General features: G+C 43.2%; 23 protein-coding genes. 7 read left to right on the top strand and 16 right to left on the bottom strand.

Annotated features, from left to right (window positions below):
• Positions 1 to 114 precede the first annotated feature (114 nt).
• Positions 115 to 2,568, top strand: a complete 2,454-nt coding sequence (gene ppsA / locus BMX50_RS17890) for a phosphoenolpyruvate synthase (protein ID WP_091211921.1) — start codon at positions 115 to 117, stop codon at positions 2,566 to 2,568.
• 76 nt (positions 2,569 to 2,644) lie between these two features.
• Positions 2,645 to 3,691, top strand: coding sequence for a class 1 fructose-bisphosphatase (gene fbp, locus BMX50_RS17895; RefSeq protein ID WP_091211922.1), 1,047 nt, complete (start codon positions 2,645 to 2,647; stop codon positions 3,689 to 3,691).
• 306 nt (positions 3,692 to 3,997) lie between these two features.
• On the opposite strand, the gene katG is transcribed toward fbp, so the two are convergent.
• Complete coding sequence (gene katG / locus BMX50_RS17900) at positions 3,998 to 6,274, bottom strand: catalase/peroxidase HPI (protein ID WP_091211923.1); 2,277 nt, start codon at positions 6,272 to 6,274, stop codon at positions 3,998 to 4,000.
• A gap of 703 nt (positions 6,275 to 6,977) precedes the next feature.
• On the opposite strand from katG, the gene BMX50_RS17905 reads away from it, so the two are divergent.
• Positions 6,978 to 7,721: a hypothetical protein gene (locus tag BMX50_RS17905; RefSeq protein ID WP_091211924.1), complete on the top strand. Its 744-nt coding sequence runs from the start codon at positions 6,978 to 6,980 to the stop codon at positions 7,719 to 7,721.
• A gap of 54 nt (positions 7,722 to 7,775) precedes the next feature.
• On the opposite strand, the gene BMX50_RS17910 is transcribed toward BMX50_RS17905, so the two are convergent.
• Positions 7,776 to 10,163, bottom strand: a complete 2,388-nt coding sequence (locus BMX50_RS17910) for a TonB-dependent receptor (protein WP_091211925.1) — start codon at positions 10,161 to 10,163, stop codon at positions 7,776 to 7,778.
• Between the two features lie 226 nt (positions 10,164 to 10,389).
• Between BMX50_RS17910 and BMX50_RS17915 the strand changes: the two genes are divergently transcribed.
• A complete protein-coding gene (locus BMX50_RS17915; protein WP_208864742.1) occupies positions 10,390 to 12,345 on the top strand; it encodes a sialate O-acetylesterase in 1,956 nt (651 codons plus the stop codon).
• Between the two features lie 278 nt (positions 12,346 to 12,623).
• On the opposite strand, the gene BMX50_RS17920 is transcribed toward BMX50_RS17915, so the two are convergent.
• Positions 12,624 to 12,974: a nuclear transport factor 2 family protein gene (locus tag BMX50_RS17920; RefSeq protein ID WP_091211926.1), complete on the bottom strand. Its 351-nt coding sequence runs from the start codon at positions 12,972 to 12,974 to the stop codon at positions 12,624 to 12,626.
• A gap of 94 nt (positions 12,975 to 13,068) precedes the next feature.
• Between BMX50_RS17920 and BMX50_RS17925 the strand changes: the two genes are divergently transcribed.
• The gene (locus BMX50_RS17925; RefSeq protein ID WP_091211927.1) at positions 13,069 to 13,359 is read left to right on the top strand and encodes a YciI family protein; all 291 of its coding nucleotides are present in this window, start codon (positions 13,069 to 13,071) and stop codon (positions 13,357 to 13,359) included.
• Positions 13,360 to 13,428: 69 nt separating this feature from the next.
• Here BMX50_RS17925 and BMX50_RS17930 read toward each other — a convergent pair whose 3' ends face one another.
• The 4 genes from BMX50_RS17930 to BMX50_RS17945 form a co-directional block, all read right to left on the bottom strand.
• Entirely contained in the window at positions 13,429 to 13,866 is a 438-nt protein-coding gene (locus BMX50_RS17930) for a carboxymuconolactone decarboxylase family protein (protein WP_091211928.1), read from the bottom strand.
• Positions 13,867 to 13,938: 72 nt separating this feature from the next.
• Entirely contained in the window at positions 13,939 to 14,511 is a 573-nt protein-coding gene (locus tag BMX50_RS17935; RefSeq protein ID WP_091211929.1) for a Crp/Fnr family transcriptional regulator, read from the bottom strand.
• A gap of 86 nt (positions 14,512 to 14,597) precedes the next feature.
• A complete protein-coding gene (locus tag BMX50_RS17940; RefSeq protein ID WP_091211930.1) occupies positions 14,598 to 14,957 on the bottom strand; it encodes a ribonuclease E inhibitor RraB in 360 nt (119 codons plus the stop codon).
• Between the two features lie 26 nt (positions 14,958 to 14,983).
• Positions 14,984 to 15,475, bottom strand: coding sequence for a hypothetical protein (locus BMX50_RS17945; RefSeq protein ID WP_143065208.1), 492 nt, complete (start codon positions 15,473 to 15,475; stop codon positions 14,984 to 14,986).
• Positions 15,476 to 15,662: 187 nt separating this feature from the next.
• Here BMX50_RS17945 and BMX50_RS17950 point away from each other — a divergent pair, with 187 nt between their 5' ends.
• Positions 15,663 to 16,019 (top strand): nuclear transport factor 2 family protein, encoded by a 357-nt coding sequence (locus tag BMX50_RS17950; protein WP_091211932.1) that lies wholly within the window; start codon positions 15,663 to 15,665, stop codon positions 16,017 to 16,019.
• Positions 16,020 to 16,077: 58 nt separating this feature from the next.
• Here the strand turns inward: BMX50_RS17950 and BMX50_RS17955 are convergent, their stop codons facing one another.
• A complete protein-coding gene (locus BMX50_RS17955) occupies positions 16,078 to 16,365 on the bottom strand; it encodes a DUF3892 domain-containing protein (RefSeq protein ID WP_091211933.1) in 288 nt (95 codons plus the stop codon).
• Positions 16,366 to 16,560: 195 nt separating this feature from the next.
• On the opposite strand from BMX50_RS17955, the gene BMX50_RS17960 reads away from it, so the two are divergent.
• Positions 16,561 to 17,022, top strand: coding sequence for a DUF4268 domain-containing protein (locus tag BMX50_RS17960; protein WP_091211934.1), 462 nt, complete (start codon positions 16,561 to 16,563; stop codon positions 17,020 to 17,022).
• 141 nt (positions 17,023 to 17,163) lie between these two features.
• On the opposite strand, the gene BMX50_RS17965 is transcribed toward BMX50_RS17960, so the two are convergent.
• From BMX50_RS17965 to BMX50_RS18000, 8 genes are all read right to left on the bottom strand, one after another.
• Positions 17,164 to 17,553 (bottom strand): response regulator, encoded by a 390-nt coding sequence (locus tag BMX50_RS17965; protein ID WP_091211935.1) that lies wholly within the window; start codon positions 17,551 to 17,553, stop codon positions 17,164 to 17,166.
• Positions 17,554 to 17,665: 112 nt separating this feature from the next.
• Complete coding sequence (locus tag BMX50_RS17970) at positions 17,666 to 18,268, bottom strand: TetR/AcrR family transcriptional regulator (RefSeq protein WP_091211936.1); 603 nt, start codon at positions 18,266 to 18,268, stop codon at positions 17,666 to 17,668.
• 30 nt (positions 18,269 to 18,298) lie between these two features.
• Entirely contained in the window at positions 18,299 to 19,840 is a 1,542-nt protein-coding gene (locus BMX50_RS17975; protein WP_091211937.1) for a DHA2 family efflux MFS transporter permease subunit, read from the bottom strand.
• An 83-nt stretch (positions 19,841 to 19,923) separates the two neighbouring features.
• Positions 19,924 to 20,724 (bottom strand): SDR family oxidoreductase, encoded by an 801-nt coding sequence (locus BMX50_RS17980; RefSeq protein ID WP_244281030.1) that lies wholly within the window; start codon positions 20,722 to 20,724, stop codon positions 19,924 to 19,926.
• A gap of 308 nt (positions 20,725 to 21,032) precedes the next feature.
• Complete coding sequence (locus tag BMX50_RS17985; protein ID WP_244281032.1) at positions 21,033 to 21,623, bottom strand: LutC/YkgG family protein; 591 nt, start codon at positions 21,621 to 21,623, stop codon at positions 21,033 to 21,035.
• Complete coding sequence (locus BMX50_RS17990; RefSeq protein ID WP_091211939.1) at positions 21,620 to 23,008, bottom strand: lactate utilization protein B; 1,389 nt, start codon at positions 23,006 to 23,008, stop codon at positions 21,620 to 21,622. Before BMX50_RS17990 ends, BMX50_RS17985 begins: the two co-directional genes overlap by 4 nt.
• On the bottom strand, positions 23,005 to 23,745 hold the full coding sequence (locus tag BMX50_RS17995; RefSeq protein ID WP_091211940.1) for a (Fe-S)-binding protein: 741 nt from the start codon (positions 23,743 to 23,745) through the stop codon (positions 23,005 to 23,007). Before BMX50_RS17995 ends, BMX50_RS17990 begins: the two co-directional genes overlap by 4 nt.
• Positions 23,746 to 24,094: 349 nt before the next feature.
• A complete protein-coding gene (locus tag BMX50_RS18000) occupies positions 24,095 to 24,739 on the bottom strand; it encodes an START domain-containing protein (protein ID WP_091211941.1) in 645 nt (214 codons plus the stop codon).
• Between the last annotated feature and the right edge of the window lie 26 nt (positions 24,740 to 24,765).

Here is a 24,765-nt window from a genome sequence, read left to right on the forward strand (position 1 = left end):
ATATAAAAAAATAAAAATAGATAATATGTTATGAATATAGTATTACTTGTTGTGAATATTTAGGCATTGAGCGGTTTGTTAAGCGGCTAACTTCGTTTTTATAAAATAATAGCCATGAAGGAAAAGAAATTTACTATGAAACTTATTGACGCTTCAATAAGTGACATTGAGTTAGTAGGGGGCAAGAATGCATCACTTGGAGAAATGATGCAGAACATCTCTCAATTTGGAATTGATATTCCTGACGGGTTTATCATAACAAGTAAAGCTTATTACCAGTTCATTGCAGACAATCAGCTTGATAGGCAGATCAGGGACATTATTGAAGATAAAGATGTTACCGATCTGGAGGTTCTGTTATCCTGCGGCAGTAAAATCAGAACGCTTATCCAAAATGGCCGCTTTTCCGCCACTATGGAAAATGAAATTGCCGAAGCTTATAAAGAACTATCAATTCAGTATAAAGATCATTTTGCCGATGTTGCAGTTCGGTCATCGGCCACTGCAGAGGACCTGCCCGATGCCTCATTTGCGGGGCAGCAGGACACTTACTTGAACATAAGAGGAGAAGAAAACGTATTAACAGCGATAAAAAATTGCTTCGCCTCATTATTTACCGACAGGGCAATCAGCTACCGGCAATCATTTAACTATGATCATTTTAATGTCGGGCTTTCTGTTTGTGTTCAAAAAATGGTGCGCTCAGACAAAGGCGTTTCCGGAGTTGCGTTTTCGTTAGATACTGAAAGTGGTTTTAAAGATGCCGTAATCATTAACGGATCATACGGCTTAGGCGAAATGGTGGTACAGGGATCTGTTAATCCCGACGAATTTATTGTTTACAAGCCTTTGCTTAAAAGCGGTTTCAGGCCCATCCTTGAAAAAAAACTGGGCAAAAAGCACAAAAAAATGATTTACGGAAATCCAGGGGATGCGGCTGTAAAAATCATTGATACCCCGGTTGATGAAAGCTCAAGGTTTTGCCTGTCGGATGATCAGGTTATTCAGTTGAGCAACTGGGTAATCATTATTGAATCCTATTACACCAAATTGAAAGGCAAATGGTGCCCAATGGATATTGAATGGGCTGTAGATGGCGTCAGCGGCAGATTATTTATAGTACAGGCAAGGCCAGAAACTATCCACTCCCGCAAACAAGTAAACCTGCTTACCGAATTTCGTATCAATGATCCCGACAGAGCAGGCAGGATCTTGCTGAAAGGTATTGCTGTTGGCGATAAAATAGCGACAGGTAAAGTGCATAACCTCTCCGGTATCGGAAAACAAAATATCCACGAAATAAACTTTTTACCCGGCGATATTATGGTTACCGATATGACCGACCCGGATTGGGAACCGGTAATGAAAAAAGCATCGGCTATCATCACCAATAAAGGTGGCCGGACCTGTCATGCCGCCATTGTTGCCCGCGAGTTAGGCGTTCCGGCAATAGTTGGCTGCGAATGTGCCACTACCATTCTGAAAACCGGCGATGAAATAACCGCCTCGTGTGCAGAAGGAGATGCCGGAATTGTATATAGCGGCATAGTGGCATTTACTAAGCGGGAGCATGATTTGAATGATCTTCCTGAAATTGAAACCCCGCTAATGATGAATATCGGATCGCCCGAAATAGCATTTAGTTATGCACATTATCCCGGAAAGGGCGTGGGCCTGGCAAGAGAGGAGTTTATCATTAATAACTACATAAAAATTCACCCTTTGGCCCTGCTTGAGCATAAGAACCTGAATGATGCTCCATTAACAGCTCATATTGAGGAAGCTATGCTGGGTTATGATAGTGAAGAAGCCTTTTTTATCGAAAAGCTATCCTACGGGATAGCAAAGATAGCCGCCGCATTTTATCCGAATAAAGTAATTGTACGTTTCTCGGATTTTAAAACCAATGAATATTACAATATGCCCGGCGGTAAATATTTTGAGCCGAACGAAGAAAATCCGATGATTGGCTGGAGGGGGGCATCCAGGTATTATTCAAAGGTATATAAGGAAGCTTTTGGGATGGAATGTAAAGCCATTTTAAAGGTGCGCGAAATGATGGGCCTGGATAATGTGGTGGTAATGATCCCGTTTTGCCGCACGGTGAACGAACTTTTATTGGTGTACGAAACCATGAAGGAATACGGCCTAAAGCGTGGAGAAAACGGGCTTGAGGTATACCTGATGGCCGAAGTACCATCCAATGTGATTTTGGCCGAACAGTTTGCCGATTACGTAGACGGTTTTTCAATAGGTTCCAATGACCTTACCCAGCTTGTATTGGGGCTCGACCGCGATTCATCCTTAGTGGCCGGTTTGTATAACGAGCGCAACGACGCGGTTAAGTTTATGATCTCATCGCTGATAAAAACAGCAAAGAAAAAAGGCATAAAAGTGGGCATTTGCGGGCAAGGGCCTTCTGATTACTCTGATTTTGCCCAGTTCCTGGTAGAAGAGGGGATTGACAGCATATCCGTTACGCCCGATTCGTTTTTTAAAACAGTAATAGCTATCAAGAAGATAGAGGATGAAATTGAAGAGGCGAAACGGTTGTGCCTATCTGCCTGACACGAAGAATTTATTAACTAATGCTAAAGCCGCTACTCAATCCGGGTAGCGGTACTACTATTAAAACTTTATTTATATGAAAGCGGTAAAAACTTTAGGCCAATTTATCATTGAAAAACAAGCAGAATTTCCATATGCCAAAGGCGAGCTATCCAGGTTACTGAGAGATATAGGCATTGCGGCAAAAGTTGTTAACAGGGAGGTTAACCGGGCTGGCCTGGCTGATTTGGCCCTTGATAACGGATTCATAAATATACAGGGCGAAAACCAGAAAAAACTGGATGTTTATGCCAATGAGCAGTTTATCCTGGCTTTACAACAGGGCGGCGAATGTTGTGTGGTGGTATCAGAAGAAAGTGACGAATATATTGACATCGACAGTGAGATTTCAAAAAATGCCAAATATATTGTAGCGATAGACCCTTTGGATGGTTCCTCAAACATCGATGTAAATGTAAGTGTGGGCTCCATTTTCTCCATTTACCGCAGAAAAACGACAGATGGACGAGCATCAATTAAAGATGTTTTGCAAAGAGGGTCGGAGCAGGTGGCAGCCGGGTATGTAATTTATGGATCATCAACCATGCTGGTTTATACTACCGGGAAAGGGGTAAACGGTTTCACTTTAGATCCTTCGCTGGGCGAGTTTTGCCTCTCGCACCCCAAAATGCGGATTCCTGATGATGGGGTTATTTATTCTATCAATGAAGGCTATTATGCTCATTTTCCCGATGGCGTGAAAAAGTATATCAAATACTGCCAGGTTGAGGATGTAGCAACAAACAGGCCATTTAAAGCAAGATACATCGGGTCGATGGTGGCTGACTTACACCGGAATATGATAAAAGGCGGAATCTTTATTTACCCGGCCAACGCAAGCGATCCAAAAGGGAAACTGCGTTTAATTTATGAGTGTAACCCCATGGCGTTTATCATTGAACAGGCCGGAGGCAAAGCCAGTAACGGATACGAACGTATTTTGGACCTGGAAGTTACAGAACTTCATCAGCGTACAGGCATCTTCATCGGCTCAAAAAATATGGTAAACAAGGCCGAAGAAATGATGAGGCGCTTTTCACCAATTACAACCAATGTTGACTATAGCTATATGGAACTGATATAGGAGGCTAAAGCAGAAAGCACAACGCTAAAAGCTATCTCTTAACTTAAAAACAAACCGGGGGAGCGGGGGCGCTATTTACATTTACCCGGATTGCTAATTAAAAACTGTAGCTATTATTTTACATGTATTACATGTAAAATAATAGCCCAACAGTTGTATTTATAAATGATATTAGGTGTAGAGGGACTGTCATCCTGAGCTTGTCGAAGGACGCGCGCAGAGGCCCTACCCACCATGCTTCGACAGGCTCAGCATGACACCCATTTTTTACCAACGCAGTGTTTGTTTGTAGCGCCGGTTTTGATATTAAGCCAGATCAAACCTGTCGAGGTTGATTACTTTGGTCCAGGCGGCTACAAAATCTTTAACAAATTTGTCTTGTCCGTCGGTGCTGCCGTAAACTTCGGCAATCGCTCTTAGTTCGGCATTGGAACCCAGTACAAGGTCGGCGCGGGTTGCTGTCCATTTTACTGCGCCGGTAGCACGGTCGCTGCCTTCGTAAAGTTCCCTGTCGGCAGATGTGGCTTTCCATGCAGTACCCATATCAAGCAGGTTTACAAAGAAATCGTTGCTAAGTACCCCTTCGCGCGAGGTGAATACACCATGCTTCGAGCCGTCAAAATTAATGTTCAATACACGCAGGCCTCCCAATAACACCGTTAACTCAGGTGCTGTCAGGCTAAGTAAATGTGCTTTATCAATCAGTAATTCTTCTGTAGAAGCAGCATGTTTAGTTTTACGATAATTGCGGAAGCCGTCTGCTGCCGGTTCAAGGTAACCGAATGATTCTACATCGGTTTCTTCCTGTGAAGCATCTGTACGGCCCGGAGTGAACGGAACAGTGATATCATGACCGCCATCCTTAGCGGCTTTTTCAACAGCCGCAGTTCCTGCCAGTGCTATCAAATCGGCCAGTGACACCTTTTTACCACCGGTTTGAGCTCCGTTGAAATCTTTTTGGATGCCTTCGAGCACGTTCAATACCTTTTGTAACTGAGTAGGGTTGTTTGCCTGCCAGTATCTTTGCGGGGCCAGGCGAATGCGGCCGCCGTTTATACCACCGCGTTTATCTGTACCGCGGAACGTAGAGGCAGAAGCCCATGTTGTTGAAACCAACTCGGATACGCTTAAGCCAGATGATAATATCTTTCCTTTTAAAGCAGCAACGTCGCTTTCAACTATTGGAGCGTAATCAGCAGCTGGGATAGGATCTTGCCAAAGCAATACCTCTTTTGGCACGTCGGCACCAAGGTAACGTACCCTTGGCCCCATATCGCGATGTGTTAATTTAAACCATGCGCGTGCAAAAGCGTCAGCAAACTGATCCGGGTTCTCCAGGAAACGTCTTGACACCTTTTCATATGCTGGATCAAACCTTAAAGAAAGATCGGTAGTGAGCATGGTTGGTAAATGCTTTTTCGACGCATCATAAGCATCGGGGATGATGGCCTCGGCATTTTTTGCTACCCATTGGTGGGCGCCGGCAGGGCTTTTTGTTAACTCCCATTCAAAGCCAAACAGGTTTTCAAAAAAGTTATTGCTCCACTTGGTTGGCGTTGTGGTCCAGATTACTTCAAGGCCGCTGGTTATGGTATCAGCGCCTTTACCCGAGCCGTAGCCATTATGCCAGCCAAAGCCCTGTGCTCCAATGTCAGATGCTTCGGGCTCTTTACCTACATTATCTGCAGATGCCGCACCGTGGGTTTTGCCAAAGGTATGGCCTCCTGCTATTAAAGCAACAGTTTCTTCATCATTCATGGCCATGCGGCCAAATGTATCGCGGATATCTTTAGCTGCCATAACCGGGTCAGGGTTGCCGTCCGGCCCTTCAGGGTTTACGTAAATCAGGCCCATTTGCACTGCGGCAAGCGGTTTTTCGAGATTGCGTGAGTGAATATCTCCATCGGCATCATCGTCTGATACCAACACGCCATGACCTTCCTGTACGCCTGGCGAACCATGGGCATAGCGAACATCGCCGCCAAGCCAGGTAGTTTCCGAACCCCAGTATACAGATTCATCTGCTTCCCAGGCATCTTCACGTCCCCCTGCAAAACCAAAAGTTTTAAACCCCATTGATTCAAGCGCTATGTTGCCGGCAAGGATCATCAGATCGGCCCATGAAATTTTGCGGCCATACTTTTGTTTAATGGGCCAAAGCAGCCTGCGGGCCTTATCAAGGCTCACATTATCCGGCCAGCTGTTAAGCGGTGCAAAGCGTTGTAAGCCTGCTCCGGCACCCCCACGGCCATCACCTACACGGTAGGTGCCTGCGCTATGCCAGGCCATGCGGATAAACAAGCCGCCGTAGTGGCCAAAATCTGCCGGCCACCAATCCTGCGAATCGGTCATGAGTGCATGAAGGTCTTTTTTTACAGCTTCAAGGTCGAGGCTTTTAAAGGCATCGGCGTAATTAAAACCTTCATCCATGGGGTTTGATAGTGAAGAATGCTGACGCAGGATATTCAGCTTTAACTGGTTAGGCCACCAATTGTGGTTACGTGTACCGCCGCCGCCAACATTGTGCTTCATTGTGCCGTTGTGAAACGGGCATTTACTAATGTCATTTGATCCGTTTTCCATAATTATGAGTTATATATTGAATAGGCTGCTTAAACCCTGGTTGGGTATTAAGTTTTATAAAATTATGATGTTAACTTCAACAATCACAATCAATTAATTCTATAAGCTGATAGCTAAAAACTATAACAGGATTAAATGACACTCAATCGTTAAAATGGAAGGAGAAATACCATTTATGGAGACAAAAACTGGCAAGTAACTTTAATTTTACCTTAGTTAATAGGCAAAAAACACTTTTCTAATCAATTTTTAATCTTTTTGTTAACGAATTGTTTAGTTTTGCATTGACCTCAATCTTATCAGTGTTGAAAAAATATATCCCATCCTGCAACGATAACCCGATCAAAATCGTCTTATTGAAAATATAGAGATGTTAACGGCTATGTCCGTTTGAATGGTTTGTAAACATTTTACTGAAAGATTTAAGTTGTAATTTAAAATATACCAGGTAGCGTTGGTGCTGTCTGTAACGATATTCCCGATAGTTCTTTAATGGGTATTTTCATTGTAAAATACAGTTTTAGTTAAAAAACAATGTGTTAGCCAGGGATAGCACATTGTTTATTATCCCTCTTCCGGCAGCTTATTTTATCCGGGCGCCTTCTTTCAAGAATTCTTCGAAATTTATAATGCTAATCCTTTCAAGGTGTATGTAACGTTAATGGTTGCTGCTATGGCCGTTTATAATTGTTAATTTGGCGCCATGAAATTAGCTGTATTCAGGGCTATCCTGCTTTTTATATTTATGCCCTTCGCCGGTAATGCGAGTGCTTACTGGATGGAGGTTAAAGGTTCAGGAAAATTGAACGAGGCCGTGCATATCGAAGTCTGTTACGGCAATATAGATGAGTTTAGCATCCGTCATCGCGACACAGGTATTGAACTTACCCGTGCCGGAGATTTTGAAATATCTATTCAGGACGAACGAGGAAACAAAACGGCATTGCCCATGATCAGGAAGGCAGATTGCTGGGAGGCAACTTTTATCCCGGCCCATACCGGTATTTACCGCATATTGGGTATAAATGATTCCCACCCGGTTGTTGACCGCTCAAAAACCGGAGGTAAAAATATCAGGCCTGTTGATTATTTATGTGCTGCTTACCGGGTGGGTACCGGGAAAATGATTTCAAACCCGGCTCAGCTGTTGGATATCATCGCTACGGGTAAAAATGGGCTGATGGCTGTTAAAGCCTTTAAAGATGGCCGTGTTGTTGAACCTAAAACGCCTTTAAGGGTTTTTAATCCCGAAAATTGGGAAAAGGAACTGTTAACCAATGAACAAGGTGAGGCCATTTTTAAACCCACCATGCCCGGTCTTTATATTATCAGGGAAGATTGGGAAGACCCATCCCCCGGTAATTATAAAGGTGTGGCATATTCGGCGGTACGCCATCGTTGTAATTATTGCCTGCAGGTTTCTGCGGAGGAAATTGTAGCCGAATAATAACCTATTTTGATATAAAACAACGAAGGGGGCGTTAATGCCCCCTTCGTTGTTTTAAAATTTAAGGCTCATACTGCCTATAAACCTGGCAGGCGCCTGCGGTGTTAACCTTACCGACCATGCTTTTTCGCTGGTTAGGTTATCAACCTTAAAGCTGATGCGGTATTTAGGCTGATCATAAAACAACGTTGCATCAAGCAGTGTGTATGATGGAATAACGATTTTGGTGAGTGTGGTATTGGTTTGGTACGAAGCATTACCATAGTTTCCTCCAAAACCAGCACCTAAGCCTCTCAGATTGCCTGCTGGTATCCGATAGCTAACCCAGAAGTTTACGGTATGCGGTGAGCCCGACAAACCCGGGCGCAGGCCTACTGTTGTTGAGTCGCCTTTGGTAACCTTGCTGTCGTTGTAAGCGTAACCGGCAACAATGTTAAGGCCTGCGAAAGGGTTGGCAGTAAGATCAACCTCAAGGCCGCGGCTTCGCTGGTTACCGTCCTGTACAGAATAGTTAACGGGATCATTCGGATCCGGCCTGATGATATCTTTCACTTCAATGTCATAGTAACTGATGGTACCGGTAAGCCTGTGGTCAAACACATCGCCTTTTACACCAAATTCGAGCTGGTTGGCATGCTCTGGTTTAAAACTGCTGCCATCTTTAAACACACCGCTTTTATTAAAGAAGCCATTCATGTAGTTTCCAAATAATGATAACCTGTCTTTAAGTGCTTCGTAAACCACGCCCAGTTTAGGCGAGAAAGCAGTTTGCCCGTACGGACCGGTTTGCACTCCGTTTGCACCAAGGCCACCGGCGGTTACCCCGGTTGCAATGTTATACACACCGCCATACTGATAACGATCGGCACGTAAGCTGGCCATTACCAGTAAACGGTTGGTAACGTTAAATACATCTGATACATATGCCGCATAAGTATTATCGCCATTATTCTCTTTACGCAATGTTCCTTTGCTGGTCAGCGAGTCGATTTTAAAACGGCTAACGCGATAACTGGTTGGCACATTAATAAAATCAATAGCCGGCAGGTTAACGGTTACCCTGTCAAAGCTGTTTGAGTTGTTGTAATAATCCAATCCGGCAACCACACGATTGCGGTGGTTCCCAATCTTGAAATCGCCAATAAAGTTTTGTTGCAGATCTGTTGCTATAAATGATGTATTACCTGCTATTACCTGTGGACTTATAGTAGTTGCCGATTTACCGTTAAGTGCCGTGATGTAACCATTTATAGTTGAGCGTGCACGGGAAATAATGGTTTGCGAAGTCCATTTTTCTGAAATCTTATAATTGAGCTGGGCAAAGATGTTTATCATCTGTGTTGAGTAAGCCAGATCATTGCTCATGAAAGTTTTATTATATGGGAAATCAATATCTGCAATTGATTTTGCTGGTACCGGCGTTTTGTTACCAACATAAGGGTTAAAACGCACCACCGAAGTTGCTTTGGCCTGGCCAAATTCAACGTCAAGCAATAAAGAAAGCCTGTCGGTTATCTGGTACGAAAAACTTGGCGCAAGGCTTATAGTATTGGTAAAACCCAGGTCCTGGAAACTTTTTTGAAATGAGGTAGCACCATTTAAACGGAATAATGCTGTTTTATCGGCATTAACCGGGGTATTTACGTCCCAGGCAATGCGGTTAAAGTTCCAGCTGCCGCCGTAATAGGCTACTTCACCGCCAAAGCCATTGTAAGGCTTTTTGGTAACACGGTTATATAAACCACCATAGCTGCTGGATATGCTGGTACCAAATAACGTAGCTGATGGGCCTTTGATGGCTTCAATACGCTCAAGGTTTACCGGATCGATAAAAGAAAAAGCAGCACCGGCAACACCATTACGGGCGTTAGGCTCTGTTTCAAAACCGCGTGAACGGAAGGTAACCCTGCCTTGGTTAGCGATCATAGGGATACCTGCACCAGGTACGTTTTTGGAAATACTACCCAGGTCAACGGCCACCTGTTCCTGGATCAATTCTTTAGATACGGAATTATAAACCTGCGGATTTTCAAGGTTTTTTAACGGAAGGCGGGCAATGTAAACACTCTCTTTTTTTGAAAACTTGTTGGTATTGGTAGTTATGGTTACTTCCTGTAAGGCCTGTACGTTCTCTTTGGGGAGCTGATAATTAATCGTAACAGTTTGCCCTGCAATAATTTTTACCGGGATGTTTTTTTCGGCGGCACCTAATACCTGTATCTTAATGGTGTAACTGCCTTCGGCGATATTGTTGAACGAATAATTACCGTTTTCGTCGGTAAGGGTAGTTTTGGCAAGCTCAGTGATGGAAACTGAACCCGATGCCAACGGCTGGCCATCAACTAAGGTTACTTTACCGGTAATATTGCCCGTGGTTTGGGCCCGTAAAGTAAAAGGTGTTATGAACAGCAGTGCGAGGATGATGGAGAATAAGGGTTTCATCAATAGTAAATATGAGTTAGTGTAACTTAAACGCCGGCAAATATAAGCCGTTATTTATATTAAGTCTAAATAAAGTTTAAATTGATAGGATATGTTGCTTTAATTAATCCTGCTGAAATAATTGTTTGTTAAATGTTGCTAAAACGTTTTTTAATTTGTCAGTTACAGCACTTAACTTTATGCCAATCAATTCAACAATAAACCTATAGTCTTAAAACAGCATTTAATGAACCTAAAAAAGTGTTTACCCTTACTAATTGGAAGCGTACTGTTTAATGCCGGCGCATTCGCCAAAGTGATAATGCCGGGTGTTTTTAGCGATAACATGATTTTACAGCAAAAAACAATGGCCCGTGTATGGGGCAGGGCAGATGCCGGTAAAACCGTGACCATTACTTCATCATGGAATAACAAAACATATACAACCGTTGCCGATGCTGATGGTAATTGGAAAACGAAGATCAAAACGCCATCGTACGGAGGCCCATACCAGGTTACTATAACCGATGGCAGCGACCCGGTAGTATTAAATAATGTGTTGATAGGAGAGGTTTGGGTTTGCTCCGGCCAGTCGAATATGGAAATGCCGGTAGCGGGCTGGGGACAGGTGAACAATTATAAGGAGGAAATTGCAAATGCCAATTACCCGGAGATCCGTTTATTACAGGTATCACAGGCAACAAATCTTACTCCGCAAACCAGCTTAAAAGTGGCTAATAATGGCTGGCGCGTATGCTCGCCCCAAACTATCGGCGAATTTTCGTCGGTGGCTTACTTTTTTGCAAGAGAAATTAACAAGCAGGTTAAAATTCCCATTGGTTTGATCAGCACGAACTGGGGCGGTACCATGATTGAAGCCTGGAGTGATGAAAATGCTTTAACTAATAACCCTGTTTTTAGTCAGCAGATTAAACAACAGCAGGAAACTGCTAAAACAGAAACTGCAACAACTTTTGTGCAAAGGCTGGATACCTGGAACAAACAAGCTATTGCTGCCGATTGGGGGTATAATAACAATAATGCATTTAACGCCGATACTACCGGCTGGAAAACCATGCAAATCCCGCAGTTTTTTGAAAAAAGTGCTTTAGGAGATTTTGATGGCGTTGTATGGTTCCGTAAAAAGATCAGTATTCCCGCAGCCTGGGCTGGGCAGGACATTAAGATCAGTTTAGGTAAAATTGATGATAACGAAATCACCTGGTTTAACGGAGAAAAAATTGGTGCTACTGATGGATTCTTACAATCGAGAAATTACACTATTCCAGCTGCAAAGGTAAAAGCAGGAGAGGCTGTTATCACCGTGCGCGTATTTGACAGCGGCGGTGGCGGTGGTTTGTATGGTGTTGATGAAATGCAGCTAACCTCAGCATCGGGCGAAAAGCTGTCTTTAGCCGGTTCATGGGATTATAGGGTAGGTTTTAACATAAAAAGCTTGCCACCTATGCCTGTTGCCGATAACCCCAACAGGCTGGCTGTATTGTACAATGCCATGATTAATCCGCTTACACCAATGGCAATCCGTGGCGCTATCTGGTACCAGGGCGAAGCCAATACAGGGAGGCCAAAGCAGTATAAAGATTTGTTTGAGGGTATGATAAACGGCTGGCGTACTACCTGGAACCAGGGCAATTTCCCATTTTACTTTGTGCAATTAGCCAATTGGCAAAAACGTGAGGCTGATCCTGTTCCCTCTGGCTGGGCCGAATTGAGAGAAGCGCAAACACAAACGCTTGAATTGCCTAACACAGGCATGGCTGTGGCTGTTGACCTTGGCGAAGCCGACAATATCCATCCCAAAAATAAACAGGAAGTTGGCCGCAGGCTGGCATTGGTTGCTCTTGATAAAACCTACCATAAAAAACAAGCCTATTCAGGGCCAATGTATAAGTCGCAAAAAATTGACGGCGATAAAATTGAGCTGAGCTTTAATTATACTGACGGCGGTTTAAAAGCACAGGGCGGCGAAAATATGCAGGGCTTTGCCATAGCCGGCGAGGATATGAAGTTTCATTGGGCTACCGCGGTTATAAAAGGTGATAAGGTTATAGTAAGCAGTCCGGATGTAACAAACCCGGTTGCTGTAAGGTACGCCTGGGCCAATAACCCGGTAAGTACTTTGTACAATGGCGTTGGTTTGCCGGCTTCACCTTTCCGTACCGATAATTGGGTGAGGAAGTAATACCTAAAAAGCGTCATTGCGAGGTACGAAGCAATCCTCTATAGGCAGATTCACCCTGTATAGTTTGGGATTGCTCATGTCCCCTCGGGGTCTCTCGCAGAGGACCCTGAGGTTCACCGCGTTCTAAATATTTATCAGGATAGTCAGAACGGCGAATCTGTTTGACGTATACATCAGGGTCCTCTGCGAGAGACCCTGATGGGACGCTGAAGATCCTATTTGAAAAAATCGTCATTGCGAGTTACGAAGCGATGACGATCTATTTTATTTCTTTTATTCTATAACAAAGGCCTCGGATCAAATATTACCCTGATGGAATTTACCTTGCCATCTGCCACATGATACCATCCGCAACTAAATATGGTGGCGCGGCCCATATCAATATCATAAAAAATACATACATCATCGCCATCGCTAAACACACGTTTAATATCATATTTTAACTTCATGTGCTGCATATCGGCAAAATAGGCGTCGGCACTGTCGCGGTGGCCAAGTACGCCTATAAATTTCAGATCGTCGGCAGCGCAATTGCGAGCTGTAACAAAATCCTCATCGTTTAATGCTTTTACAAAGGAAAGTACTACATCATTGGCGCTGCCAATGGATGCACCTGCTTCTGTTGCCATAGGAATAATTATTTAAGGTTACAATGTTATTGGGTAACTAACAATAATTATTCCTTTAAATATCCATTCGGTGATAATTCTTAAATTTATTAGAATGAAAAAGCATTTCGTAATAAAACTGACTGGTAACCGCCCTACGTTTCCTAACGATATGACTGATGATGAACGTACGATCATGAAAGCGCATTCCGAATATCTGAGGGGAAAAATGCACGAAGGAGTTGTACTCATCTTTGGCCCGGTTTTCGACCCGAAAGGCGTTTATGGCCTTGGCATCCTGGCCGTTGATGACGAAGCTCAGGTGCACGAAATTATAGCCAATGATCCGGCCAACGTTTTAGGCACTTATGAAGTGGCATTGATGATGGCCTGGGGAGCAGATTAGTAATTTAACAAAAGAAGCCGCCTGGTACTACGCAGGCGGCTTAAAATCAAAACAACAAAATTAAAAGGATTAATTAAGCGGTGGCTGAAGTTGAGTGGTTACACCAATGCGGTTCCAGGCATTAATGGTGATGATAGCCATAATCACTTGCGCTAAATATTTTTCGTCAAACAATTCTGCGGCTTTTTTATAGGTTTCGTCAGATACGCGGCCGGTGATCAGTGTTACCTCTTCGGTAAGGGCCAGGATAGCACGTTCCTGCTCATCAAAGAAAGGGGCTTCATGCCATACGCTGATGTTATAGATGCGGCGTTCAGTTTCGCCGGCTTTACGGGCGTCGGTGGTGTGCATATCCACACAGTAAGCACAACCATTAATTTGTGAAGCACGGATCTTGATCAGGTCTTTATGACGCGTAGTTAATTCAGTGCTTTCAATGTATTTTTCAAGGGCAATCATGGCCCTGTATCCAGCTGGTTCGGCGGTGTTGATTTTTAAGCGGTTCATGTTTTTTTCTTTTTTGTTAATACAAAGTTGCGCATAAACATGGCCTCAAAAAATGAACTGAGTTTAAGAAAATCAGATTTTTTTTGCCCTGAGCCTGCTTAAAAATTGTGGGGTGAAGCCTAAATAGGAGGCGAGCATATATTGTGGTACCCGCTGCACAAAGCCTGGGAACAAACCTGTGAAGTGCCGGTAACGCTCCTCATCGTTTTGATTAAAGATATAACCTATGCGGCGTTGCGATGCTATAAAGGCTTTCTGCATCATCACCCGGAAATAGCCTTCCATTTGCGGCACTGCTTCAAATAGCGCTATACGGTTCTTTTCGGTGAGGAGCAGCAATTCTGAGGCCTCAATAGTTTGGATATAAGTAGTAGCCGGCTGATGATTGAGCAGGCTGTCCTGATCTGCTATCCACCAGCTTTCCAGGCCAAACTGGATGATTTGCTCGTTAAGCTTGTTGTTTACAAAATACTGTCTAACCAGGCCCTTGGTTATAAAGTAGTTGCCTGCGCAATGTTTGCCTGGTTCTAAGATGAGCTCTTTCTTTTTAAACTTCTTTAACTCAAAATGCCGGCAGATGCTTGCTTCATCAGCCTCAGATAGCTGAACGTATCGTTTGATGTGATTGATGAGTTCGGGATACATATATCGGGCAGGGATTGATCATCACAAATCTCTCGAATTAGATTGAATTGCGCTAATTAGTTTTATGGTGCTGTGATCAATGGGGTTTATGTACCCACCTGCCATCCGTCCAATCTGCAATCAAATTTATAGCCGATATCCCACATTGTCGAATTCCAGTCATTAATGGTTTTAAGCTCCATTTTAATGGGGTGGGTAGTGCCTGAAATTTCAAAGTCATCGTCGTAATCAGATATTTCAATATCCTGATAAGTTGGGAATGCTTCCTGAAGATGATCTCTAAAATTATCGGCCTTTACTTTGGTATCAGTAAGAAAGAAAAACTCTATTGGCAATTCATCTGTTGGTGTTACACCATCATTATATATCCTTTTTAAAACATCTTCATTTGTTTCAAGATCTATCTCGTTATCATAAGTGTCCTGGTCAAAATAAGTGTTATTCATATTGGTTCTATTAAAATGAATCGCTATTAATAAGCTTTATCTGTACCATCAAGTTCTGCCTTTTCCTCATAACCTAAACTTAAATCATCTTCAATTTTTTGCTTTGTTGGGCGCAGATAAATAAAGCAGGCTATAATAGCTCCGGAAATACCTAAAAAGATCAGGTTGCCGGTTAGCATGAAACTCACAATAGCAAACAGGGATGGCCCCTCTAATAAAGCAAACCTTACAATCAATGCAGATTGGTAAGCAGCGAGTTTGGTCTTCAACGGGCTTTGTCCGTCTATTTTGTTTACCATTGTTTTAAACAATATACTGCCTATAGCAAAGCCGGTAACAGCCATAATTGGCGCAACGTATATAAATACATCATCACTTTTATTTGTTGCGTGATTTTTAGTTGTCATGAAAGCTGTTGCAGCAAAGATGATTTGTCCGGCTATTAAAGCGAGATGGATTACTGATGTCGTTTTTAGGAAGGTATTGGGGTTTTGAACCACCGGTTGTCTGTTGATCATGTTAAGGTTGGTTATCTTGAAGCAAGGTAAATAATAGAAATGATTTAAAGGCAGGCTATAGAAGGATAATTTGAATGACTGTTTTTTTTAATTCTGATGGTCGCAAAGCACCCTGATAATGTCATTTTTGCCCCTCTTATCCCGGAGATATCCTCCCTAACTTTATCTTAAACAAAATCAATCTATCATGACAACTAAAGAAATTGTACAACAGGTTATCGACGCTTTTGATAATAATGATGTTGAAAAGATCCTAAGCTTTTTTGCCGATGACGTAAAATGGACTATGAAGGGTTCGTCCGTAACTTTTATGAACGGAAAGAATGAAGTGGAGCAATTTTTAGGCGGGATGGAAGATGTAAAAATGGTTTCATCAACCAAGGAACATATTATTGTGGAGGGTAACACCGTTGCTGTTGACGGCCTTGTTCAGTGCAAAGACAAAAATGGCAAGGACATGGCTATGTACTATGCCGATATTTATGAATTGGAAAATGATAAGGTAAAAAAAGTTACCTCGTACATAGTTGATAAAAAGGAATAAATTGTTTTTTGAAGCGAAAGGAAAAAGATTAAAGGGGCAAGGCTTTAACCGTTGCTATTTAAACTTCCTCCAGTGTCAGCAGGTTATCGATGCCAGCCCTGTCGGTTAGGGATTTGAGATGTTTTTTACCACCGTCTTCTGGTTTTACTACGGTAAGATAAGTTTTGCCTCTTTCGGTACTTACATAAAAAGCCTGGCTGTTGGCTTCGATACGGGCTATGGCTTCGGCAACAGAAATCACTACCCTGGGCCTGTCCAACGATTCATAGTAACCGATGTGGGTTATTTGTTCGTGAGTGCTTGATGCTTTGGGTTTATCAATACAGTTTACCTGGTAGCTTGCCATAAAATATATGTGTATGGGTAAAGATATGGTTTATTAGGCAAGATTATCGTTTGTCATTCTTCGTTTCTCAGGATGACAATATCGGGTGATGTGATTTAACCTTTACCGATCTCAGCTCTCTCCAAGTCCGGATACGGCTTTCCTTAGTTTAATTTTAAAACCCTTACTTTTACCACTTTATTAATCTCCGCAAATTTGTACTCAAAAGAACAGGCAACTCAATTAAAACAGGCTTTCTGGACGGCGTTTGGACAATACCTCAAACCTCAGCTTTCTGCCGATGGCTTGCGTACCAACTGGGTTAATTATAAAACAGGTATCAAACACCTGTATTTTAAAATGGAGGCCGATAAAAAGTTGGCTTTTATCGCTATTGAAATGAGCCACCCCGATGCAGATATCCAGCAACTGATGTTCGATCAGTTCATGGAGTTAAAGAATATCCTGAACAGCGAGCTTAATGAAGAATGGGATTGGCAGTTGCATACTATTGATGAGTATGGTAAAACAGTGAGCCGCATTATTAAAACATTGCCCGGCGTAAGCGTATTTAACCAGCAGGACTGGCCATCATTGATCTCTTTCTTTAAACCACGAATTATTGCGCTTGATGAATTTTGGAGTACGGCGCAGTATAGTTTTGATTTGTTCAGGTAGAATAAAGTTGTATAAAAAAAATCGTCATTGCGAGGAACGAAGCAATCGCGAACTATGCAGAGCGGCTCTGTAAGTAGGGGATTGCTTCGTTCCTCGCAATGACGGGGTGGAGATGTTACAAACTCGCAATAACTCTTTTCTTTATGCCATATGGGCTACGTCATCACCTGTTGTTAAAAAGCAGTGGTTAACTGTGTCAATAACATCGCTTAGGTTAAAAGGCTTGGCAATAAAAGCGTCGGAGCCATAGTTGCCTAATGATTCAAGTACACGCGGGTAGGCTGATACCATGACCACCGGGATATGCGCCGTTGCCGGGGTTGTTTTTAGCATGTGGCAAAGTTCGCCACCATTAATACCGAACAGAATGTAGTCCAAAATCACAAGATCGGCATTGGCTGATAGCGCCGCCTTGCATATGTCATCAGTATAGTTCAGTACCTCAACTTCATAGTGCTCCATTTCAAGAGCATCTTTCATCACTTCCAAAATATCCTCGCTATCATCAAGGATCAATATTTTTTTTGACATAATTAATAATTGGTAAAGCAGATAACGCGGGGAGCGTTTCTTTTGTTTTCAAAGTTATAACCAATTATTGTAACAATCAAGTAACAACCTGTAGCTCTAAATATATTAATATTTAAAGCTTTAAACTATCTACAAGGTTATGAACAGATGCCAAAACTATATCCAGATTGGCAGGCGAATCTGTTACCTTCGATATCATAATACCACCTTCAATAAGCGCTATCATACTTAAGGCTGTTGCTGTAGTGTTGATATCGGGCTTCAGTTCTCCTGCTTCAATACCCGCTTTAATAAGGTTTTCGATGCCGTTTTTCCAGCGGATAACAGCCCTTGCGGCTTTATCTTTCAATAAAGGATTGGTATCGTCGGCATCAACAGCCGTATTCAGGATAGGGCAGCCGCCGGGGATAAAATCCCCCCGGGTAAAACTGTGGTATACCTGGGCATAAACCAATAATTTATCATGATAGCTGGTAGCCCGCTGAATCCGTTCCTGGATCTGTTTGCGCACCTTGCCCGAGTTATACTCAAATACTTCGGCAGCTACTTCTTCCTTATTTTTAAAGTTACCGTAAATACTACCCTTGGTTAATCCGGTAGCTTCGGTAAGATCGGAAAGGGATGTACCGGCATACCCCTTTTTATTAAATACAGGAGAGGTACGCTCAATAATGAATTGACGTGTACGTTCGGCTTTTGACAATTCGTTTTCCATAATACAAATATACCAACTGGTATTTAGTTTTTAGTGATCGCTTACAATAACAACCGGCCGGGTTTGTTTTTTGCGGTTGATAACCAGGAACAGCAGCGGCATAGCCAGTAAAAATATCAGGCCCGAAAACAGGTAAGCATCCAGGTAACTTAGCAATGATGATTGTCTATTGATAGTGCTATCAATAACTGCAATGGCTTTTTTGTGCGCGTCAAATGATGAAAAACCCCGGCTGCTGAAATAATTAGTTAATTTAGCTATCCGCGCCGTAGTTTGATCGTTGAAGATATTGATATTCGACAACAGGTCATTACGGTGTAATCCGAAACGTTGAGCCACATAGGTGTTGATAACCGCAATACCAAAGGAGCCCCCTAATTGCCGCATCATGTTATTTAATGCAGTTCCCTGTGGTATATCTTTAAGCTCGAGCCCTGACACAGCCAGGGCAGTGAGCGGAACGGTTAATAAGGCAATACCCATTGCCCTGTAAATTAGCGGGCCAACAAGGTCGCCAGGAGATGCTTCCAAATTCATGTGCGACATTTGCCAGGTAAAGCTGATGAAGATAACGAACCCCGCGGTGATAATGATCAAGGGAGATACACCTCTTTTTAACAAGGTGGCCGAAAATAGCAAGCCCACAATGGCCAGCACTGCGCCCGGTAACAAAATAAGCCCGGTAATGGTTGGCGGGAACAGGAGCACCCTTTGAGCAAGTACCGGTGTAAGGAATACAGATGTAAACAACCCGAACCCGGTTACAAAAATCAGTATAGCGGCCACCGCGAGCGATTTGCTTTTTAGTACCCTCAAATCAATAACCGGGTTTGGGGTTGTAAGCTCCCACCAAATGAATGTACTAAGGCTAAAGACGGCAACTATAGTAAGCACAATAATATAACCTGCCGAAAACCAATCGTCAGTTTCACCACGTTCCAATACGGTTTGGAGGGAACCTATACCTATAATCAGCAGGAGGATACCCCACCAGTCTACACTTTTTACTTTAGCCTTTATTTCGGGCTCGGTAACCAGTAATAAACTTGATACGGTTACAGCAATACCGATAGGAATGTTGATGTAAAAGATCCATGGCCAGGTATAATTTTCGGTAATGAAACCACCAAGTGTAGGGCCAATTGTTGGGCCTAAAAACACACCTACGCCAAATAGCGCGCTGGCTATGCTTACACGTTCTTTACCGTAAACCTCAAACACAATAGCCTGCGATACTGATAATAAAGCTCCGCCGCCAATACCCTGCAAAAAGCGGAAAGCGACCAGTGTCCAGATATTTGAGGCCAGCCCACACATGGCCGAAAAGAAGGTAAACGCAATGATAGAGCCAATGTAATAATTGCGGCGGCCAAGCTTTGCGGTTAAAAAGCTGGTCATGGGTATTACAATAATATTGGCTATAGCATAAGCCGTGATAACCCAGGAAGTATCTTCAAGCGTGGCGCCAAGGTTACCGCTCATATGTGAGAGGGCAACGTTTACGATGGAGGTATCTATCAGTTCCATAATAGCGGCGGCTATAACGGTAATGATGAGGATGCTTTTTTTCATTGGAATATGAATTAGAAACTAATAATCGCCCTAAAAAAATACCAATCGGTATTTTTTTAGGGCGAAAAAATTAATCCAGAAAATTATCTCTGGTGAAGGGCTTTCAAAGCTTCGGCCGGGTTTGATAAATACAAGCGATAGAATGGCTCTGTACCACCAACACGGATCTCGAAGTTATTGGTTTCAAAACCGGCTACAAATTCATCTGCTACCTGTGAGGCAGGGATCCCATTATGACCGCCAATCTCTGCCGAAAATTCGGTATCAACCAGTGGAGGCATCAACTCAAATACTTTGATGTTAGTATCTTCTAAAGCGGCACGTAATGATATGGTGTATGAGTGCAGGGCAGCTTTAGTTGCCGAGTAGGTGGCAGTTTGTTTGCCCGGTAAAAACGCAACTATTGATGATACGTTTACGATAGCTGCTTCATTTTGCTGTTGCAAAACAGGCAACAATTTTTCATTTAGGCGGATTACTGAAATGTAGTTGGTAAACATTTCTGTTTGCGCATTTTCGAAAACGTTAGGTGTAGTAAGCAAGTCATTGATTGACGCTGCACCCGCGTTGTTGATCACTACATTTAGCTGAGGGAAATCTTTTTTCACTTTTGCGGTTAATGCTTCTACATCATCTGCATTTGAGATATCTGCTTTAATAGCAGTTACATTTTGTAATTGGGCGGCTGCTTTATCCAGACGTTCCTGGTTGCGACCGATAATAATTACATGGTTATTTTTAGCTGATAGTTGTTTTGCAATTTCAAAACCTATACCGGCACTACCGCCAGTGATAAGTACTGTATTTTGTGAGTTTTTCATGTTTTTGAGTGTCATTAGTTTTGACAGTACAAAAATATACCAATCGGTATATTTTTGTATCATCTATTTGTCATTGTTGTAAATGATTGATTTTTAGGGATAATAAGGGAGTTGTCGTCTTGCGCTCGTTTGTAACGAGCGCTTAATATGGTTTAGCGATTGTATCGCCTTTGCGTTATAAACGCAAACCCATGTTCGCACTCGTTGCAAACGAGCGCGAGATAATAAAAATACAAAACCTATGTCATTGCGAGGAACGAAGCAATCGCACGGAAGCATAGCCGCCCTGTATAGCATGCGATTGCCACGTCGCCCCAAGGCTCATTGCCGCCTCGCTCCTCGCAATGACATAACTTTAGCGGCTCTTTATTTTAAAGTATAAAAACCGATAAACTCCTCGGCCCATGAGCGCCGATAACCAGTGACTGTTCAATATCAGCCGTTTTGGAAGGACCGGAAATAAACGCGCCATAGCCGTACGCAGCATCGCCAATAACCTGGTAGGCCTGGGCCATGGTTGGCACAAAATCGTCTTTACTAATTACTACTGCCAAATGCTGGGCAATAAAAGGCAGTACCCGGCTGCCCATGTCCTTCTCAGTAAGCCAAAGTGCGCCGTTTTCGGCAACGCCAAGATTGGTGCGGAGCACGGTTAACTCCACATCGGCAAAGTTGTGGCCGTCTTCGTGCTTTACGGTTTCAGCATAAATGTAATCGCTTAGCTCATCAAGGGCCGATATGATCTTTACGCCGGGTTTAAATTCATTATTGATGATGGCTTTGATCTCATCAAAACCGCTTACCTCGTAAACAAAGCTTCCGCCTGCTGTAGCGATGGTTTTATATTTTGACACCAATTCGGTTCTGACATCGGTTAGCGTATTCAGCACCTCCATATCAGGCAGTGGCAAAGCAGGCGGCTGATTGAATTTTACAGCGGCTAATATTTTTTCGCGGCTCATGAGTTTTTTGCTCCTTTCCTTTGGGCATACCATTCACCAAATGATTCATCGGGTGCCTTTGGCATTTCCCTTTGATTGTACCATGGGTTTAATTTGTTATTTACTGCAAACGGGGCATATTTAAATACCAGTCGCCCGGTTTTACCGCCCATACGGTATAAGGTTGGTGATGCCAGTGTTAAAGCCATAGCCTTCATGGCCATAGTTTTTGCTTTGGGCGAATAGCCTTCTTTAACAATTACCTGCCGCCATTTATATAGCTGGTCATGAATATCTATTTTAACCGGGCACACATTACTGCACGAACCGCATAAGGTAGAGGCAAATGGCAGATCTGCATATTTTTTCATGTCGAGATTTGGTGCCAGGATAGAACCTATCGGCCCTGCAACAGCGGTATGGTAGCTGTGCCCGCCACTTTTACGATAAACCGGACAAGTGTTCATACAAGCCCCACATCGGATACATTTTAATGAGTTACGGAACTCCTCACGTCCCAACTGAATGCTGCGACCATTATCAACAATAACAATATGAATCTCGCTGCCATCCTGCGGTTTGCTGAAATGGCTCGAATAAGTGGTGATCGGCTGCCCGGTAGCACTGCGGGTAAGCAGGCGTAAAAACACCCCAAGATGTTTCCTTTCGGGAATTAGCTTTTCAATACCCATTGAAGCAATATGGATTTCGGCCAGATGTGCGCCCATGTCTGCATTGCCTTCATTGGTGCAAATTACAAACTCTCCCGTTTCGGCAACTGCGAAGTTAACGCCGGTAAGCGCCGCGCGACGGGTTAAAAACACCTCTCGTAAATGCTGACGGGCAGTTTCAGTCAATATCTTAGGGTCCGATTCGCCTTTGGCTGAGCCTAAATGCTCGTGGAAAATATCGCCTATTTCTTCCTTTTTTTTGTGGATACAAGGCAGTACGATATGGCTTGGCGGCTCATTGGCCAACTGCACAATACGTTCGCCAAGGTCAGAGTCAATTACATCAATGCCTTGTTCTTTCAGATATTCGTTCAAATGGCATTCCTCGGTAAGCATTGATTTGCTTTTTACCATTTTGGTAATGCCTTTTTGCTCAAGCAGGCTGTGTACAATCTGGTTGTGTTCAGTAGCATCTGCCGCCCAGTGTACTATGATGCCATTTTTGATGGCGTTAGCCTCAAATTGCTCAAGGTAGCTGCTCAGGTTAGAAAGTACATTAAATTTTATCTGCGATGCCGTTTCACGCAGTAGTTCCCATTCGGGGAGCTTATGTGCAGCTATATCCCTTTTGGCGCGTATCCACCACAGGGTTTCATCGTGCCAGTTTACACGGGGTTCATCGCGGTTAAAATCGGCAGCTAAATGCGGGTGATCTTTGGTCGTAGCGGTACTCATTGCATGCTGTGGTTTAAAATTTCGGCTACGTGAATTACTTTAACATCACTGTTTTGGCGGCGTAAAATGCCTTCGAGGTGCATCAGGCAAGAAAGATCGGCCGAGGTGATATATTGCGCACCATGCGATACGTGATCTGCCACACGGTCTTTACCCATCTTGGCCGATACAGCTTCTTCAACCACGCAAAATGTACCGCCGAAACCGCAGCAATCGTCCTGGCGGCTTAGTGGTACCAGTTCAAGCCCGTTTACCATATCAAGTAGTTGAGCCGGTTTGCTGAAGGGTTCGGCAACCAGCTCGCTCATCTGGGCTATGCGTAATCCGCGTAACCCATGGCAGCTCTGGTGTAACCCAACCCGGTAAGGGAAGCTGGCTGTCAATTGTTTTACCTTCAATATATCTACGAGAAACTCGGTAAGCTCATAAACTTTTTTGCGGATCTCGGTTGCCTTTTCCTCTTTTCCATCGGCATGTAAATGCTCTTTGATGTGCAGGGTACAGCTTCCCGAGGGACAAACGATATAATCGTATCCCGAAAAATTATCGACAAATAAATTATTGCAACCGCCAGTTAAATGCTCATAGCCCGAATTGGCCATTGGCTGCCCGCAACAGGTTTGATTTTTAGGGTAGTGGACCTCACAGCCAAGTTTTTCCAGTAACTCCAGCGTGGCAATAGCCGCTTTGGGATAAAACTGGTCAACATAACAAGGAACAAACAAAGCAACTCTCATCGTTTACACGTTTACTTTAAATTGGTTAAAGCAATATTAGCGTTTATAATTTGCACAACTATCCCCTGGTATCCTGCCGGCAAATTAAACGGTTATATACTAACATCGAAAGTACAGCTAAGTGTGATACGAGTTTTCAATTTTATTTGCAAAATGTTGACGTTTATTTGCAGATTATCTGAACCCGGATTTGGGAGGATTTATTGGATTATAGGGATTTGCCTAATTAACACCACGTCATTGCGAGGTACGAAGCAATCGCGAACTATACAGGGCGGACCTGCTCATCGGGGATTGCTTCGTACCTCGCAATGACGTTTGGAAATTAAAAAGTAGGGTGCCGGGGCGCTTACTGCACATAAGCCAACTTCATATCCTTATAAGCAGGCTTCTGAAGTTGTTTTTTTAAACCTTTAAAACTTTCGGTTGGGCCTTGTGCTGCAAACATATTGATCAACCAGGCAGGTACCGAGCCTCCGGGATCAAGGTGCAGGGTATAAACAATGCTTACATGGCTGCTGTCAACAGGCGTAATCACCCAGCGGCCAGTCGAATTTTCGACCCTTACGATGCCATCCTTTAAAGGTACCATGTTGGATATAACCGGAGCGTCGATGGTAACCACTTTGGTTTTGGGATCTTGCGTAACTTTTAAATGTGCCACAAAATCGCGGTTATGTACCGGCCAGGGTATGTTTACTTCCGAATAATAATATATATCTGAAGGAGAAACTTCTTTGATTACGGTTGCCGACTTGGTATGATAAACCCATTCGGCGCAGGTTTTAATATCCATCAAAACGGCTACTAACTGTGCGGCTGTAGCGTTAAAAGTGCATTCTACTTTAATGGCTTTGATCTTTGAATCGGGAATATGACGGGTATAAACCCTGATGCCTTCCTTGTCGGTACTTAATGACCATGGCTCTTCAGGTCCCGCTACGGCAAATTTTGCAACAAATAATAAAAATACGATAGATAATATCCTGCGCATGGTATCAGTGACTGTAAATAAGGTGT

This window comes from Mucilaginibacter gossypiicola, from assembly GCF_900110105.1.
In the GTDB taxonomy this organism is placed as follows: domain Bacteria; phylum Bacteroidota; class Bacteroidia; order Sphingobacteriales; family Sphingobacteriaceae; genus Mucilaginibacter; species Mucilaginibacter gossypiicola.

Excerpts from the sequence above, each read along its gene's own strand:
- BMX50_RS18000 (WP_091211941.1), bottom strand. The coding sequence starts at position 24,739 with ATGCGCAGGATATTATCTATCGTATTTTTATTATTTGTTGCAAAATTT.
- BMX50_RS17920 (WP_091211926.1), bottom strand. The coding sequence starts at position 12,974 with ATGGCAACAGAAGCAGGTGCATCCATTGGCAGCGCCAATGATGTAGTA.
- BMX50_RS17910 (WP_091211925.1), bottom strand. The coding sequence starts at position 10,163 with ATGAAACCCTTATTCTCCATCATCCTCGCACTGCTGTTCATAACACCT.
- BMX50_RS17940 (WP_091211930.1), bottom strand. The coding sequence starts at position 14,957 with ATGAATAACACTTATTTTGACCAGGACACTTATGATAACGAGATAGAT.
- ppsA (WP_091211921.1), top strand. The coding sequence starts at position 115 with ATGAAGGAAAAGAAATTTACTATGAAACTTATTGACGCTTCAATAAGT.
- fbp (WP_091211922.1), top strand. The coding sequence starts at position 2,645 with ATGAAAGCGGTAAAAACTTTAGGCCAATTTATCATTGAAAAACAAGCA.
- BMX50_RS17935 (WP_091211929.1), bottom strand. The coding sequence starts at position 14,511 with ATGTATCCCGAACTCATCAATCACATCAAACGATACGTTCAGCTATCT.
- katG (WP_091211923.1), bottom strand. The coding sequence starts at position 6,274 with ATGGAAAACGGATCAAATGACATTAGTAAATGCCCGTTTCACAACGGC.
- BMX50_RS17945 (WP_143065208.1), bottom strand. The coding sequence starts at position 15,475 with ATGATCAACAGACAACCGGTGGTTCAAAACCCCAATACCTTCCTAAAA.
- BMX50_RS17905 (WP_091211924.1), top strand. The coding sequence starts at position 6,978 with ATGAAATTAGCTGTATTCAGGGCTATCCTGCTTTTTATATTTATGCCC.
- BMX50_RS17985 (WP_244281032.1), bottom strand. The coding sequence starts at position 21,623 with ATGAGCCGCGAAAAAATATTAGCCGCTGTAAAATTCAATCAGCCGCCT.
- BMX50_RS17995 (WP_091211940.1), bottom strand. The coding sequence starts at position 23,745 with ATGAGAGTTGCTTTGTTTGTTCCTTGTTATGTTGACCAGTTTTATCCC.
- BMX50_RS17950 (WP_091211932.1), top strand. The coding sequence starts at position 15,663 with ATGACAACTAAAGAAATTGTACAACAGGTTATCGACGCTTTTGATAAT.
- BMX50_RS17980 (WP_244281030.1), bottom strand. The coding sequence starts at position 20,724 with ATGATACAAAAATATACCGATTGGTATATTTTTGTACTGTCAAAACTA.
- BMX50_RS17965 (WP_091211935.1), bottom strand. The coding sequence starts at position 17,553 with ATGTCAAAAAAAATATTGATCCTTGATGATAGCGAGGATATTTTGGAA.
- BMX50_RS17955 (WP_091211933.1), bottom strand. The coding sequence starts at position 16,365 with ATGGCAAGCTACCAGGTAAACTGTATTGATAAACCCAAAGCATCAAGC.
- BMX50_RS17970 (WP_091211936.1), bottom strand. The coding sequence starts at position 18,268 with ATGGAAAACGAATTGTCAAAAGCCGAACGTACACGTCAATTCATTATT.
- BMX50_RS17990 (WP_091211939.1), bottom strand. The coding sequence starts at position 23,008 with ATGAGTACCGCTACGACCAAAGATCACCCGCATTTAGCTGCCGATTTT.
- BMX50_RS17975 (WP_091211937.1), bottom strand. The coding sequence starts at position 19,840 with ATGAAAAAAAGCATCCTCATCATTACCGTTATAGCCGCCGCTATTATG.
- BMX50_RS17925 (WP_091211927.1), top strand. The coding sequence starts at position 13,069 with ATGAAAAAGCATTTCGTAATAAAACTGACTGGTAACCGCCCTACGTTT.
- BMX50_RS17930 (WP_091211928.1), bottom strand. The coding sequence starts at position 13,866 with ATGAACCGCTTAAAAATCAACACCGCCGAACCAGCTGGATACAGGGCC.
- BMX50_RS17915 (WP_208864742.1), top strand. The coding sequence starts at position 10,390 with ATGAACCTAAAAAAGTGTTTACCCTTACTAATTGGAAGCGTACTGTTT.